The following is a 13412-nucleotide window of genomic DNA, read 5'->3' as shown; positions in this document are numbered from 1 at the left end:
TGGTTTATTTTACGAGACCCGAAAAGCCCATGAAGGCAAGCGAAAGGATTGCCGCGGAAATAAGGCCTATGGGAACATTTTTGAAAGGGCCGGGAATATCGGCATCCTCAAGCTTTTCGCGGATTCCGGCAAAAATGACAATGGCAAGTATAAACCCGATTGCCGAGAAGAAGGCAAAGACTACCGACATGACCAGTGAGTATTTGTCCTGAATGGCAATAAGGGCAACGCCCAGGATGGCACAGTTTGTTGTGATGAGCGGCAGGTAGATGCCCAGAGCGCTGTAGAGAGACTTGCTGACTTTCTTCAGGACAATTTCAACCAGCTGGACGAGGGATGCAATGACGAGTATGTACATGACCGTCTGCATGAACTGGATGTTGAATGGTACCAGAACGCCGTAGTAAAGAACATAGGTGATGGCAGTGGCAAGGGTCATTACAAAGGTAACGGCAAATCCCATACCTAAGGCAGTGTCTATTTTTTTTGAGACACCAAGATAGGGGCAGATTCCCAAAAAGCGGGCAAAGACAACATTGTTGACAAAAACCGCGCTGACAATAACGAGCAGATATTCAGCCATCAGTTAACTCCTCTTTTCTTTTCAAGTGCGTTCATCAGTGCGATAATAGCTCCCAGTCCTGCAAATGCTCCGGGGGGGAGGGCAAAGACCAGCAGTGGTGTGCCATCCTCGCCAATAAGGGGCATGTTGAAGATTGTGCCGCTTCCGAGTACTTCACGGATAGATGCAAGCGCAAGAAGGGCAAGGGTAAAGCCGATTCCCATCCCGATTCCGTCGAGAAGCGAATACCAGACCCCGGAGCGGCTGGCGAAGGCTTCCGCGCGACCCAGAATCATGCAGTTGACCACAATAAGGGGAATGAAGATTCCGAGCGACTGGTTCAGTTCGGGCGAAAATGCCTTGATGAGCATGTCAACTATTGTGACGAATGTGGCGATGATCAGGACGAATGAGGGTATGCGTACGGTATCAGGAATCATTTTTGAGGTCATCGAAATGACAACATTTGATCCTATCAGCACAAAGGTGGTGGCCAGCCCCATGCCGAGTCCGTTGACCGCCGTTGTGGTGACAGCCAGCACGGGACAGAGCCCGAGGAGCATCTTTGTGACCGGGTTCTCTTTAATGAACCCTCTTGTCAGGGTGTTGATTGCTTCGTTCATTGTTCGGCGGTGTTAGGGTATTGCTGATTGATATGCTCAAGTCCGCGGTGAACCGCATCGGTTATGGCGCGCGACGAAATTGTTGCTGCAGTCAGTTCATCAACGAAGCCGCCATCTTTGTTGACTTTCCAGATCGGACCCTCAAGGCTCTTGCCTTTGAACTGCTCCCTGAATTTCGGCTTGCTGATTTTGTCACCAAGGCCGGGGGTCTCGTTGGTGTAGATGACCTTGTAGTCAATGATGGTGTGGTCGGGCTGAACGGCAAGAATGATTTCAATCTTTCCGCTATAGCCTTTTTCAGTGGAGGTTTTGACGGCAATGCCTTTCAGTCTGCCTTCATTGTCGCAGGCTTCAAAAAATGAGGTCTCGCCTTCCGTGACGGTTCTCAGGCTATCGAGCGGGAAAGGGAATACCTCCTCGATTGCACGGCGTTCCATGAGCTCCTTTGCTTTGGCAATTGGGTCTCTGGTAATGTCGTCAACCAGTGCCAGAAGCGATGCGCTGATCAGGCCGACGATGGTAAGAATGATTATTGGTCTCATGCTGTTGTAAGGGACTTTTGTTTTTTGGCTTTAATCTCGTCAAGGTCCCATTTGTCAAGAAGCGGGACTAAAGAGTTCATGATGAGGATGGCAAAGGAGACCCCTTCGGGATATCCCCCCCAAAGCCTGATGACTGCTGTCAGAAGGCCGCAGCCAATACCGAACAGCAGCTGTCCTCTGAGTGAAAGTGGGCTGGTGACCATGTCTGTCGCCATGAAGAATGCTCCAAGAACAAGGCCGCCGGTCAGAAAATGAAACAGCGGTGAGGCGTAAGTGGTGGGGTCAATAAGGTAAAAAATCCCTGTGAACGCCAGTGTGCTTGCTATGAAAGAGAGAGGAATGGAAATGGTGATGTAGCGCTTGTAAAACAGCCATGCGGCGCCGAAGAGGAGGGCCAGTACGGAGGTTTCACCAAGGCTGCCGCCAGTTTTGCCCAGCAGGGCGTCCATATAGCTGAAGTTTGAGAGCGCAGCCATACCGTCAGTTTTCAGAATGCCGAGGGGCGAGGCGGCTGTCTGCATGTCGACAGCAAAGGGAACTGCCCAGCTGGTCATGGCCACAGGGAAAGAGATGAGCAGGAAGACCCTGGCAACAAGAGCCGGGTTGAAGATATTGAAGCCTAACCCGCCAAAAAGATGTTTTGTCACCACAATGGCGACGAAAGAGCCAACAACTACCATCCAGAGCGGAAGGCTGGAGGGAACATTGAGGGCGAGAAGGAGGCCTGTGACAACGGCACTGCCGTCCAGACATGAGTCAGGCTTTTTGCGAATTTTGTCAGTCAGCCATTCAAATCCGACTGATGAAGCGATAGCCGTTATGGTCACAAGAAGAGCTGGTATGCCGAAATAGTAGACCGACATGGCTGTTGCCGGAAAAAGGGCAAGGGCAACATTGTACATGACCGATTCTATGGAGTCTTTCGACCTTACAAACGGCGCGTACGATACTTTGAGTTTTACGGGTTCCATGTGTTGACGGTAATGCGGTTAGGCGGTTTTGCGTTGCTTGCGGTTATTGACCAGGGCTTTGGCATACTTGATCCAGTGTACCAGCTCCCGTTTGGAAGGGCAGACAAAGGTGCAGCTCCCGCATTCAGTACAGTTGGCGAGGCCGTAAAGTTCTGCTTCGTCAAGTCTGCGGAACTGGGCTTCATTGCCAAGCAGCCATGGCTCAAGGCCCTGCGGGCAGGCATCTATGCATTTACCGCACCGTATGCAGGTTCTTTCCCGTGATGATTCCAGACCGGCGTTATTGATGAAGAGAATGCCGGAAGTTGTTTTTGTGATGGGCACCTCAAGGGTGAACTGTGAGCGGCCCATCATGGGGCCACCGGTTATGACCTGATTGGTTTTTTCGCTTATGCCGCCTGAGAAGGCAGCTATGTCGCTGAACCGGGTGCCGATGACCGCCCGTATGTTCCTGGCTGAAGAGATCTCCATTCCCGAGACAGTCAGTACCCGCTCAACAAGTGGGCGGTTGCATGAGACTGCGTCATAAATAGCCACTGCCGTGCCGATATTGTGGACAAGGCATCCTTTGTCGAAGGGTAGCTGTCCCTCTTCAATGGTTCTTCCCGTTATGGCGTTGATGAGCTGTTTTTCAGCGCCCTGGGGATACTTTGTTTCAAGGGTAACAATTTCAATGCCAGTTCCCTTCGCCGCCTTTTTCATGGCCGCAATGGCGTCGGGCTTGTTGGCCTCAATTCCGATGAATGGCTTTGCTTTGCCCTGAAAAAGCGATGTGATGATTTCCAGCCCCTTGATGACTTCTTCAGCGGATTCAACCATCACACGATGGTCTGCTGTCAGAAACGGTTCGCATTCGGCACCGTTGAGGATGATGGTATCAATGGTTTTATCGGGAGGAGGGGAGAGTTTGACCGATGAGGGGAACCCTGCGCCACCCATTCCGACTATGCCGGCATCCTTGATTCGTTCAATGATTGATTCTTTTGACAGTCCTTTCCAGTCAATTGGAGCAGTGTTCAATCCTTCTGCCCAGGCATCCTCACCGTCAGTAGTGATGGTGACTGAGAGAGAATAGTTGCCGCCGGGGTGGGGAACCGATTTGACGGATTTAACCTTGCCGCTTGTGCCTGCATGGACATGTGCTGAAATGAACCCGTCAGCTTCACCGATGCGCTGGCCTTTTTTCACCTCTTCACCTACTTTGACAAGCGGTTTGGCGGGCTTGCCGAGATGCTGACTCATTGAGACCACAATCTCTGAAGGGACCGGCATCTTTTCAATGGCTTTCGACGCTGTCAGTTTTGATTCAGGGGGGTGTATTCCACCAATAGTGAATGTCTTCATTTATGAGGCGTTTGTTGATTTGACCATGTCTTTTTCAAGGACGATGCAGTTCACCTTCGAGGGGCACACTTCAAGGCATTTGCCGCAGGCCGTGCATTTTTCCTGAATGATTCGCGCCACGAAATTCTCAATGACAATGGCCTCTTCAGGGCATACTTTTACACATTTCTGGCAGGCTGTACATCCGGCGTCGCAGGCTCTTTTCGTGTCGGCACCACGATCATGCGAGTTGCAGGCTATGAAAATCCGTTCTGCCTTTTTCTGCTGCATGACAAGCACACCTGTAGGGCAGGCAGGAACGCATGCACCGCAGCCCGTACAGAGATCCTTGTCAATGACTATAAGGCCGTTTTCAATGCGCATGGCGTTGAAGTCGCACCAGGCTATGCAGGAGCCAAGACCGAGGCAGGAATGACGGCACTGCTTCGGGCCGGCAAAGGCCTGCATGGCAGCCCAGCAGTCCTGTATGCCCACATATTCTGCGCTGGCGCGTGCATTGTCGCTGTTTCCCTGACAGATGACAGCGCAGGTGACAGGTTTGGGTTCAGCCATTTCAATTCCGAGTGATTCGCCAAGCTTTGCCGCAAGGTCCGCTCCACCTACAGGGCAGGTCATGGTCGTATCTTTTGTCCTTACAAGTTCTTCGGCAAACTGGTTGCAGCTCGGATATGCACAGGCACCGCAGTTGACTCCTGGCAGAATTCCGTTGATGATGGTGACCATCGGGTCTTCTGCCACATAGAATTTTTTCGAGACAAAATAGATGATGATGCCAAGAATGAGGGCAAGCGATCCAAGGCTGGTTACGGCTGGTATGAAAGCTTCACTGATCATGGGACGGTGTTTGTTGCTCGAAAAAAAAAAAAATACCCTGCCGGCATTGTGTTCTGCCGGTCAAATGAATTTTGTCGGTTCGGGGTCACTGAGCCCGGGTCCGTGCTGTGAGGAGCATCGCTCTGTTGAGAGATGGAAACCCTTAATATAGCACAATCAACCTGTAAATAAAAGCCACTGGGGTCACTTGTGACGGAGAGGTTTCGGCTGAGGCGCAACCTGGTCAATGACATAGTAGGTCTTTTCACCAAGTCCTGCTTTTAACATCAGAAAAGTGATGATAAGGGAAGCAAGACTCACTCCGAACGATTGCCAGAGAGGCAATTGCAGGGAGCTTGTGAGAATAAGCGCACTCATGAAGATGAGCATCGGGATGATGAACAGAATGAGAGCTGCTTTCAGTTCTGCATGCCCTGCAAGTGATACCTGAACCCTGTCGCCGCGTTTTGCTCCGCAGGTATTTCGGGCAAGGACACTCTCTTGGGGCGCTTTGCCTTTTGAGCCTCTGGCCGCAGTGCAGAATCCGCAGTGCGGCCCTTTGAGCGCTTCGTCCTCACAGAGGATGAGAAGCTCGGCTTTTCCCTTTACTTTTGTTGAAACTACGGTTGCGTACATGAAATCTCAGGAGAGTCCGTTTCTGGTGAAGATGATGTCAACATTGTTTTTCAGCTTGTTCTGGATGTTTTCAAAGCTGAACAGTTCCTTGATTTCTTCAGCACCAAGATGCCGGAGAAGATCCTCGTCTTTCAGTACAAGATCACGCAACTGCGTTTTGGTTGACCAGCTCTCCATTGCATTTCGCTGCACAAGACGGTAGGCCTCTTCGCGGGTCAGACCTTTACCGGTAAGGGCAAGCAGAAGCGTCTGGGATGTTGTCAGGCCGTAGGATGTGTTGAAGTTCTCTTTCATCCTTTCGGGATAGACCAGAAGGGTTTCAAGTGATTCACTGAAAGTTCTGAGCATGTAGCAGAGCGCAGTGGTGGAATCGGGCATGATGATTCGCTCAACAGAGGAATGGGAAATGTCGCGTTCGTGCCAGAGTGCCACATTTTCAAGTGCGGCAATGGCATTGGAACGAACCACGCGCGCCATGCCGGTAAGCCGTTCAAAGGTGATCGGGTTTCGTTTGTGTGGCATGGCGGAGCTGCCTTTCTGCCCTTTGCTGAAAAATTCTTCTGCCTCACGGACTTCGGTGCGCTGAAGATGGCGGAGTTCAACTGAGAACTTTTCAATGCTTGCGGCTACAATTGCCATGGTGGTGGCAAATTCTGCGTGGCGGTCGCGTTGAAGAATCTGCGTCGAGATTGACGAGGGCTCCAGGCCCAGTTTGTGGCATACGGCGGCTTCAATATCAGGGGAGAGGTGCTGGTAGGTGCCTACGGCGCCTGAAATCTTGCCCACTGAAACATTTTTGACGGCATGCTGCATCCGCTCAAGGTTCCGTTTCATCTCTTCGTGCCAGAGAAGCAGCTTGAGGCCGAATGTGGTCGGCTCTGCATGAATGCCATGCGTGCGGCCCATTTCAATGGTGTATTTGAACTCAACTGCCCGTTTTGCGAGAATTGAAATCAACTGTTCTATGTCTTTGATCAGTATTGCACCGGCATCACGCATCTGCATTGCGAGGCAGGTATCGACAACATCGGAAGAGGTCAGCCCTTCATGAATATAACGGGACTGCGGTCCTACATATCCGGCAACATTGGTCAGAAATGCTATGACATCGTGTTTTGTCTCTTTCTCGATTTCAAGGATTTCGTCAACCTTGAATGTTGCGCGTTCTTTTATTGTGGAAAGGGCCTCTTCGGGAACATATCCTGCTTCCATTCTTGCTTCAACGGCGGCAATTTCAAGCTGAAGCCAGCGCTGGAATTTGGCTTCGTCGGTCCAGATGTCGGCAATTTCTTTGGGTGAATAACGAGGTATCAAGGGTGTTTCTGTTTAGTGTGTGGTGAAAAAAAGAATATAAGGATTATTCCTTTTCATGCTGCAGCTGTTCGTATGCTGCTTTGATGAAGGTGATTGCGGCCTCTCTGTCGTAAGGAATCCTGCCGTCGATAATGGCATTTTCCATCTGTTTCTTTATGGCGCCAAGAAGACGCCCTTCGCCAATGCCCAGCTCTTTCATGATGTCAAGCCCGTCTATCGGAGGGCGCCATTTTGCAAGAAGGTCTTTTTCTCCTACCTCTTCAATCTTCTTCTCAACATTGGTGAAGTTGTTCATGATTTTTGCCACTTTCCTCGGGTTTTTGCTGGTCACATCTGCCCGGCAGAGTGCCATGAGGTCGAGGAGGTCTTCTCCGGCATCAAACATGAGGCGGCGCACAGCCGAGTCGCTGATTTCTTCTTTGGAAAGAGGAATGGGGCGGTGGTGAAGGCGTATCATTTTCTGGACATAGTCAAGATGGCTCATGGGCCAGCGCATCTCACGGAAAATTTTTGCGGCAGTCCGGATGCCGACAGCGTCGTGGCCATGAAAAGTCCAGCCGTGCTGCTTGCTGAAACGCTTTGTGGCCGGTTTGCCGATGTCGTGCAGGAGCGCAGCAACTCTCAGCCAGAGATTGTCTGTGTGTGGTGAGAGGTTGTCTATCACCTTGAATGTATGGAAGAGGGTATCTTTATGGCCCATTCCGTCTACCTGCTCTATACCTGCCATGGTGGCAACATCGGGCATTATTTCCTGTAGCAGACCGGTCTGGTGGAGAATGATGAGTCCAACGGAGGGGCGAGGAGACGACATTATTTTGAGAAACTCAGTGCTGATTCTCTCCCGTGAGACGATTGTGATGCGTTTATGCATGGTTTCCATTGCCTCGATGACCTCTTCAGCAGGAGTGAAGCCGAGCTGGGCGGCAAATCGTGCGGCACGCATCATGCGGAGCGGGTCGTCTGAAAATGTCTGCTCTGGATCAAGCGGGGTGCGGAGAATTTCTTCTTTGAGATCCCGCAGTCCGTTGTGCTGGTCGATGATATCTCCCCGCCCCTGTCGGTTGAGTGAGAGTGCAAGAGCGTTGAGTGTGAAGTCACGGCGTGCGAGGTCGTCTTCAAGGGTGCCGGTGAGGGTGATGGGTTTTCTTGATTCCGGATTGTAGGATTCTTTGCGGGCGCCAACCAGTTCCAGCTTGTAATGAACCCCTTCAGGGCCCGGGATCTCAAGCTGTGCGGTTCTGAACCGCTCAAACAGGACGAAGTTCTTCCCGTGCAGTTCCTTACGGATCTGTTTTGCAAACGGGACCGGGTCGCCGATGACCATGATGTCTATATCGGTGCAGGGCCTTTGGAGAATCATGTCGCGGACGAATCCTCCAACAAGGTAGCAGCCCATTGCGTTTCTGTCGGCAATGTCGCCAATACGGAAAAGCGTGTCAGGGATGGTCAAGGTCATCGTGGGGAGTTCCTTCTCGATTCACAGTGTGCCCGGGTTGCTGCTTTTTTCGACCAGGTCGATATTTGCGGCAATCTCACGGGTAATTCTGTCGGCCACCATAATGGCCTGACGGCCGTCTGCAGAGCTGACGGCAATTGGTGTATCAGCAGTGACTGCTGCAATGAAATGTTCAAGTTCGTCTTTGAGTGCGTTGACTTTCGGCGGGTCCGGGTGGATGTAGTCAAGCACATGGCCCTCCATTGCCTCCTGGATTTCACCGAACTGTTCGAGAATTTTTTTTGCTGCAAGTTTTTTGAGAGGGTTTTTTGTGGTTGCCTCTTCTGGCTTGACAAGACGAAAGACCTCTGACTTACCGGTGGTCAGGTCAAGTGATGCGTAACTTTTCGGGTCAGTACCGAAGAACCGGAGCTTGCGCTGACGGCAGCGGCTGAGGCGGCTTGCAGTGACATTGGCCGTTGCTCCGTTCATGAAGTCAATCCGTGCAGTTGCCATGTCGAGTTCGTTTGAGAATACCCTGACCCCGGAGGCTGCAATGGTGCGTATCTCGGATTTGATGAGAGAGAGCACGAGGTCGATGTCGTGAATCATGAGATCAAGCACCACGGAGACATCGGTCACCCTTCGTGAAAAACCGCTGAGGCGTTCAGCCTGAATGTACATGGGTTGGCCGATGTATGATTCCACAGCCCTCAAGGCAGGGTTGAACCGTTCAATGTGGCCGACCTGAATGCGGACATTCTGTTCTTTTTCAAGGCGGATAAGTTCATCGGCCTCTTCAAGGGTGGCCGTGATGGGTTTTTCAATAAAGAGGTGCAGCCCTTTCAGGAGGAGCTCCTTTGCAATGGCGTGATGGGAACTTGTGGTTGTGGCTATGACTGCCGCGTCACACCCTTCGGCAAGATCGGCAAGGGAGGCGAAGCAGGGAACAGCATATTTGGCGGCCATTTCCTCTGCACGGGCGGTATTGAGGTCGAACACTCCGGCGCATTCAACCGCAGGTTGTTCATTGGCAATTTCAGCCAGAAGTTTTGTGTGGAATTCGCCAAGTTTGCCGACGCCGATTATGCCGATTCTCATATCGTGGATTCTCCTGTGGATGCAGAACTATACCCTTCTTCAGCTGCCGATTGTTTCAGCAACTGTGTCTCCATCGGGGTCAAGGGCATCTATTTTGTATTTGAAAAGGTCAAGTGCGATAATGAATCCGATTATGGTCAGTACTCCGGCAACAATATAGGGCGCGTGAAAATTCATTCCATAGAGAATGCTGCCGCTGAAAGGCCCCATGATGCGGGCAAATGAGTTGACGGACTGTGAAATTCCAAGAATCTCTCCCTGCTGCTGTTTGTAGCTGTAGAGTGAAATGAGGGAAAGGTTGATGGGAGCGACGAGGCTTGTGCCGACTGCAAAGAAGAAAAGGATGGTGAGCCCTATTGTAAACAGAGACTCCTTGGGGGCGAAAGGTACAAAAAAGACGCCGATGAAAGTGAACAGGTGACCCCAGAGAAAGAGCTTATGTTCACCGAATTTCTTGACAAGATTTCTGATCATTCCTCCCTGTACGATAACCGAGAAAAGACCGACGAAGGCGAAAATGTATCCGATCTGCTGGTCACTGGCCAGAAAATACTCTTTCCACAGCAGGATTGAGGCTACCTGCATGTTGACGATTGCAAAGGTGAAGAGATAGTTCGCAATCATCAGCATTGCGAGAGGACGCGAGCTGAATGCAAGTTTGACTCCGGCTGCATATTCGTTGATTTTCTGGGCAAGAACGGCTGAAGTTGGAGGGCGGTCTGCGCTGTGTTCAGTTCCACTGCGTCGGAATGAGAGTTTTTTTGCGTTTTTGTTGGACTCGGGCAGGAAGAAGACTGCCAGAATGAAGTCAACGAAAATGAGGCCGGCAGAGACATAGCCGACCATGGGAATTCCGTAGTTGTGCTTGAGCAGACCGCCGATAAGGGGCCCTATGATGAAGCCGATGCCAAAGGCGGCTCCGATCATTCCCATCGCTCCCGACCTGCTTTTGCTGTCGGTGACATCGGTGATGTATGCCTGTGCGGCGGCAATATTTGCAGAGCCGATGCCGGAGAGGCCGCGGGAGAAAATCAGAAGCGCTATGGTAGTTGTCTGCGAAAAGACAAGATAGGAGACTGCGGTAATGAAGATGCTGAACAGCATGACGGGACGGCGGCCGATTCTGTCGCTCAGCTTGCCCCAGAGAGGGGAGAAGATGAACTGCATGATCGAGAAGATTGCTGCAATCAGGCCAATCATGAAGGGGCTGGCTCCGAGATCCTTGGCATATGTCGGGAGCAGCGGGAGGACAATCCCGAACCCGATCAGGTCCAGCATGACCGTCAGGAGGAGAATGAAGAGAGGCGATTTCTTCATGAAGAAGATCCGGTTTGTTCAGCTAAAGCCCCAAAGATACGAAAAAGCCATCTGTTTATGCAGTCCGGTTTTGTTACCTGGATGCCTGCGGGCTTGATTCGGGATGGGCAAGCCGGTACAGTGCTTCAATTCCATCGAGAACGCGAGGTCCGGGACGAAGGAAAATGCTGTTGTCGAAGCGGTCGTACACCCGTCGGTTCTTCACGGCGTCAATATGGTTCCATCCTGGGCGGTTCATGACATCGTCGGCTGCTGACGACTCTTTTGCCATGTACATGCAGGCAATGATTTCAGGGTTCTGCCGTATCACCCATTCCTGGGATATTTCAAAATATTCCTTTTCGACAGCATCCCCGATGTTCCGGGCTCCGGCATATAAAATCAGGGCAGATGTGTAGCTCCCTCTGCCCCCGGTCCAGAACGGATCATCCCATATTTCAAGATAGATGGATGGCCTGTGGCCAATTTCGGCGGTTTTTTTTCGATACTTTTCCAGACCCTGGTCGATGATGGAGGCAAGGCTGTCGGCCTGTCGTTCATGGCCTGTCAGTCTCCCGATTCGCTTCAGTGCATCGGGAATTTCTTCGGGAGTCTTGCATGAGATGGTTTCGCGCCGGATGCCGAGCGCTTCGATTTTTTTTCCCATGGTTTCATCGGCAAGGTCAACATCAATGACAAGATCGGGATGGAGGGACGCCAGCATTTCAAGTGATGGTCGACCGAAAGCTCCCGTAACCGGTACGCTGGCGGCTTCTTTCGGCCAGTCGCACGCACTGGTCCGACCCTTCAGTTGCTCTCCGGCACCGATGGCGTAAATCATTTCAGTGATGCTCGGTGCCAGGCTGATGACGGTCGGTCTTTCGGAATCTCGTTCAGGAGCCGCTTTTTCGCCAGGGCTGCAACCCCAGAGAAGGAAACTGAGCGAAAGCAGGAAGATGAAATGGGGGAGTGCGGAGCGTTTCGGGTGCATGGTTCATGAATTGTTTGGGGATGGACCAAAAAAGCAGTAACAAAGTAATGAAGACGATATCGAAACCCAAGCGTTGGGATAATGGAGCAGCATATCTCATTGTCGGCCATAGCGCTGCTGTTTGCCGGCGGCCTCGCACTGTTCCTCTACGGAATGAGGATGATGGCGAGCGGGATGAAAAAAGCCTCGGGAGACAGGGTCCGACGGCTTATTTCAGCGGTTACAGCCAACCGTCTTTCAGGGTTGTTTGCAGGGGCTTTCGCTACTATGGTGGTTCAGAGCAGCAGTACCATCATTGCCACTCTTGTTGGTCTGGTACAGTCGCGCCTCATGTCGTTCAGTCAATCGCTTGCCGTTATTCTCGGTGCTGAAATCGGCACAACGGCCATGGCTCAGCTTATTGCATTCCGCCTGCATGATTTCGCGCTGGTGATTTTCACAATCGGTTTCGTGATCCATGTATCAGCCAAAAACGAAACCATCCGTTTTACCGGTGAGGCATTGTCGGGCTTCGGGCTACTGTTTTTTGGTCTGAAACTTATGTCGGAGGCGGTGGCTCCGCTTGAGGAGTATCAACCGTTTCTGGCTCTTCTCAGGGTACTTGACAATCCAGTGATAGGCGTCTTGACAGGCACTTTGCTGACAGGCCTCATACAGAGCAGTGGTGCTTTTATCGCCATTGTCATGACGCTTGGAGGGGAGGGGAGTCTTTCCCTTGAGGCGGCAATTCCCCTGTTGCTCGGGGCCAACATTGGAACCTGCATCACCGGCATTCTGGCCGGTTCTGGAATGGGACGGCCGGCAAGGAGGGTGGCTTATGCTCAGGTTGCCTTCAATCTTGCCGGCGTTGTCTTGTTCATCTGGTTCATTCCATCGTTTGCCGATGCCGTTCGGGTGTTTTCTCTCTCTTCGGTTGAGGGTGCATCCCTGAATCCCGGGTCAGTCGTTCCCCGTCAGATTGCCAATGCACACTCAATCTACAATGTGTTCATGGCCTTTTTTCTCCTTCCGTTTCTCCCGCTGATGGAGAGGCTGCTCTACCGAATCTATCCCGACGATCCTGAAGAAACCCGCCAGATACCTGCAGTGTGGTATCTGCAGGAGTCTGCGCTTGATTCTCCTGCACTCGCCCTTGGTTATGCCCGGGCCGAAATTTCCCGAACGGCGAAAATCGCTTCACGAATGGTATGTGCGGCCCTTCATCCTTTCATTGCCAATGAGCCTGGTCGCGACAGGGTCTACAAAAGTCTTACGGTTGTGGGGGGGATGGCGATGCGTGAAGAGAAGCTGGATTTTCTTGAAAAGCAGCTCTCCGATTACCTGATAAAAATCAGTCGGAGCGAGCTGAATGAAGAGCAGTCAAAAGAGGTGTTTGCTCTCATGGACGCAATCAAGAGTCTTGAATCTATGGGCGATGTCATCGATGTACTCAGGGGGCGTCTCGTAAGGGTAAAAGAGAGTCTGAAGGCCGAGTTGAGCGAAGAGGGTAAACGGGAGCTGCTTTCGCTGCATTCCCTTGTATGTGGAGAAGTTGAAAAACTTCCGGTTCTGCTTGAGGAGATGGACGGGGATAAGGCAGCTGCGATGCTTTTGGACGACAGGTTGTTCTGTGAGCTGGTCCAGACTGTACAGAATGCCCATTTTAAAAGGGTTCAGCTTCATCCAGAGGCGGAATTGACCCATGACCTCCACATGGAGCTTATCAATGTGCTGCAGCAGGTTCATCATTATACGAAAGGTATTTGCCGAACTATTGCTGAAATGAATCACGGTAAATAAGTACT

13 protein-coding genes are annotated in these 13412 nt (G+C 51.6%); 1 reads left to right on the top strand and 12 read right to left on the bottom strand.

Annotated elements, in window-relative coordinates:
* Positions 1–4 precede the first annotated feature (4 nt).
* From rsxA to EKD02_RS01260, 12 genes are all read right to left on the bottom strand, one after another.
* Positions 5–583: an electron transport complex subunit RsxA gene (gene rsxA, locus EKD02_RS01315; protein ID WP_011890033.1), complete on the bottom strand. Its 579-nt coding sequence runs from the start codon at positions 581–583 to the stop codon at positions 5–7.
* The gene (gene rsxE / locus EKD02_RS01310) at positions 583–1185 is read right to left on the bottom strand and encodes an electron transport complex subunit RsxE (RefSeq protein WP_011890034.1); all 603 of its coding nucleotides are present in this window, start codon (positions 1183–1185) and stop codon (positions 583–585) included. The genes rsxA and rsxE overlap by 1 nt, the downstream gene beginning before the upstream one ends.
* Positions 1182–1727 carry an RnfABCDGE type electron transport complex subunit G gene (locus tag EKD02_RS01305; protein WP_011890035.1) on the bottom strand — a complete coding sequence of 182 codons (546 nt, stop codon included), beginning with the start codon at positions 1725–1727 and terminating at the stop codon, positions 1182–1184. Before EKD02_RS01305 ends, rsxE begins: the two co-directional genes overlap by 4 nt.
* The gene (locus EKD02_RS01300; protein WP_011890036.1) at positions 1724–2698 is read right to left on the bottom strand and encodes an RnfABCDGE type electron transport complex subunit D; all 975 of its coding nucleotides are present in this window, start codon (positions 2696–2698) and stop codon (positions 1724–1726) included. Before EKD02_RS01300 ends, EKD02_RS01305 begins: the two co-directional genes overlap by 4 nt.
* An 18-nt stretch (positions 2699–2716) precedes the next feature.
* The gene (rsxC, locus tag EKD02_RS01295) at positions 2717–4042 is read right to left on the bottom strand and encodes an electron transport complex subunit RsxC (protein ID WP_126342367.1); all 1326 of its coding nucleotides are present in this window, start codon (positions 4040–4042) and stop codon (positions 2717–2719) included.
* Entirely contained in the window at positions 4043–4876 is an 834-nt protein-coding gene (locus EKD02_RS01290) for a Fe-S cluster domain-containing protein (RefSeq protein WP_126342365.1), read from the bottom strand.
* A 183-nt stretch (positions 4877–5059) separates the two neighbouring features.
* On the bottom strand, positions 5060–5491 hold the full coding sequence (locus EKD02_RS01285; protein ID WP_126383446.1) for a SoxR reducing system RseC family protein: 432 nt from the start codon (positions 5489–5491) through the stop codon (positions 5060–5062).
* Positions 5492–5497: 6 nt separating this feature from the next.
* A complete protein-coding gene (purB, locus tag EKD02_RS01280) occupies positions 5498–6805 on the bottom strand; it encodes an adenylosuccinate lyase (RefSeq protein ID WP_011890040.1) in 1308 nt (435 codons plus the stop codon).
* Positions 6806–6848: 43 nt separating this feature from the next.
* Positions 6849–8261 (bottom strand): CCA tRNA nucleotidyltransferase, encoded by a 1413-nt coding sequence (locus tag EKD02_RS01275; RefSeq protein WP_126383444.1) that lies wholly within the window; start codon positions 8259–8261, stop codon positions 6849–6851.
* 21 nt (positions 8262–8282) lie between these two features.
* Positions 8283–9341, bottom strand: a complete 1059-nt coding sequence (locus EKD02_RS01270; RefSeq protein ID WP_126342359.1) for a Gfo/Idh/MocA family oxidoreductase — start codon at positions 9339–9341, stop codon at positions 8283–8285.
* Positions 9342–9380: 39 nt separating this feature from the next.
* Positions 9381–10658, bottom strand: a complete 1278-nt coding sequence (locus EKD02_RS01265) for an MFS transporter (RefSeq protein WP_126342357.1) — start codon at positions 10656–10658, stop codon at positions 9381–9383.
* Between the two features lie 73 nt (positions 10659–10731).
* A complete protein-coding gene (locus tag EKD02_RS01260; RefSeq protein ID WP_126383442.1) occupies positions 10732–11628 on the bottom strand; it encodes a cobalamin-binding protein in 897 nt (298 codons plus the stop codon).
* 81 nt (positions 11629–11709) lie between these two features.
* Here EKD02_RS01260 and EKD02_RS01255 point away from each other — a divergent pair, with 81 nt between their 5' ends.
* On the top strand, positions 11710–13407 hold the full coding sequence (locus EKD02_RS01255; protein WP_126383440.1) for a Na/Pi cotransporter family protein: 1698 nt from the start codon (positions 11710–11712) through the stop codon (positions 13405–13407).
* Positions 13408–13412 lie beyond the last annotated feature (5 nt).

Source organism: Chlorobium phaeovibrioides (assembly GCF_003968655.1).
In the GTDB taxonomy this organism is placed as follows: domain Bacteria; phylum Bacteroidota; class Chlorobiia; order Chlorobiales; family Chlorobiaceae; genus Chlorobium; species Chlorobium phaeovibrioides.
Note: the sequence above shows the minus strand (reverse complement) of the source record. Positions and strands in the feature narration are given on the sequence as shown.

Excerpts from the sequence above, each read along its gene's own strand:
- rsxE (WP_011890034.1), bottom strand. The coding sequence starts at position 1,185 with ATGAACGAAGCAATCAACACCCTGACAAGAGGGTTCATTAAAGAGAAC.
- rsxC (WP_126342367.1), bottom strand. The coding sequence starts at position 4,042 with ATGAAGACATTCACTATTGGTGGAATACACCCCCCTGAATCAAAACTG.
- EKD02_RS01265 (WP_126342357.1), bottom strand. The coding sequence starts at position 10,658 with ATGAAGAAATCGCCTCTCTTCATTCTCCTCCTGACGGTCATGCTGGAC.
- rsxA (WP_011890033.1), bottom strand. The coding sequence starts at position 583 with ATGGCTGAATATCTGCTCGTTATTGTCAGCGCGGTTTTTGTCAACAAT.
- EKD02_RS01260 (WP_126383442.1), bottom strand. The coding sequence starts at position 11,628 with ATGCACCCGAAACGCTCCGCACTCCCCCATTTCATCTTCCTGCTTTCG.
- EKD02_RS01300 (WP_011890036.1), bottom strand. The coding sequence starts at position 2,698 with ATGGAACCCGTAAAACTCAAAGTATCGTACGCGCCGTTTGTAAGGTCG.
- EKD02_RS01290 (WP_126342365.1), bottom strand. The coding sequence starts at position 4,876 with ATGATCAGTGAAGCTTTCATACCAGCCGTAACCAGCCTTGGATCGCTT.
- EKD02_RS01285 (WP_126383446.1), bottom strand. The coding sequence starts at position 5,491 with ATGTACGCAACCGTAGTTTCAACAAAAGTAAAGGGAAAAGCCGAGCTT.
- EKD02_RS01255 (WP_126383440.1), top strand. The coding sequence starts at position 11,710 with ATGGAGCAGCATATCTCATTGTCGGCCATAGCGCTGCTGTTTGCCGGC.
- EKD02_RS01270 (WP_126342359.1), bottom strand. The coding sequence starts at position 9,341 with ATGAGAATCGGCATAATCGGCGTCGGCAAACTTGGCGAATTCCACACA.
- EKD02_RS01275 (WP_126383444.1), bottom strand. The coding sequence starts at position 8,261 with ATGACCTTGACCATCCCTGACACGCTTTTCCGTATTGGCGACATTGCC.
- EKD02_RS01305 (WP_011890035.1), bottom strand. The coding sequence starts at position 1,727 with ATGAGACCAATAATCATTCTTACCATCGTCGGCCTGATCAGCGCATCG.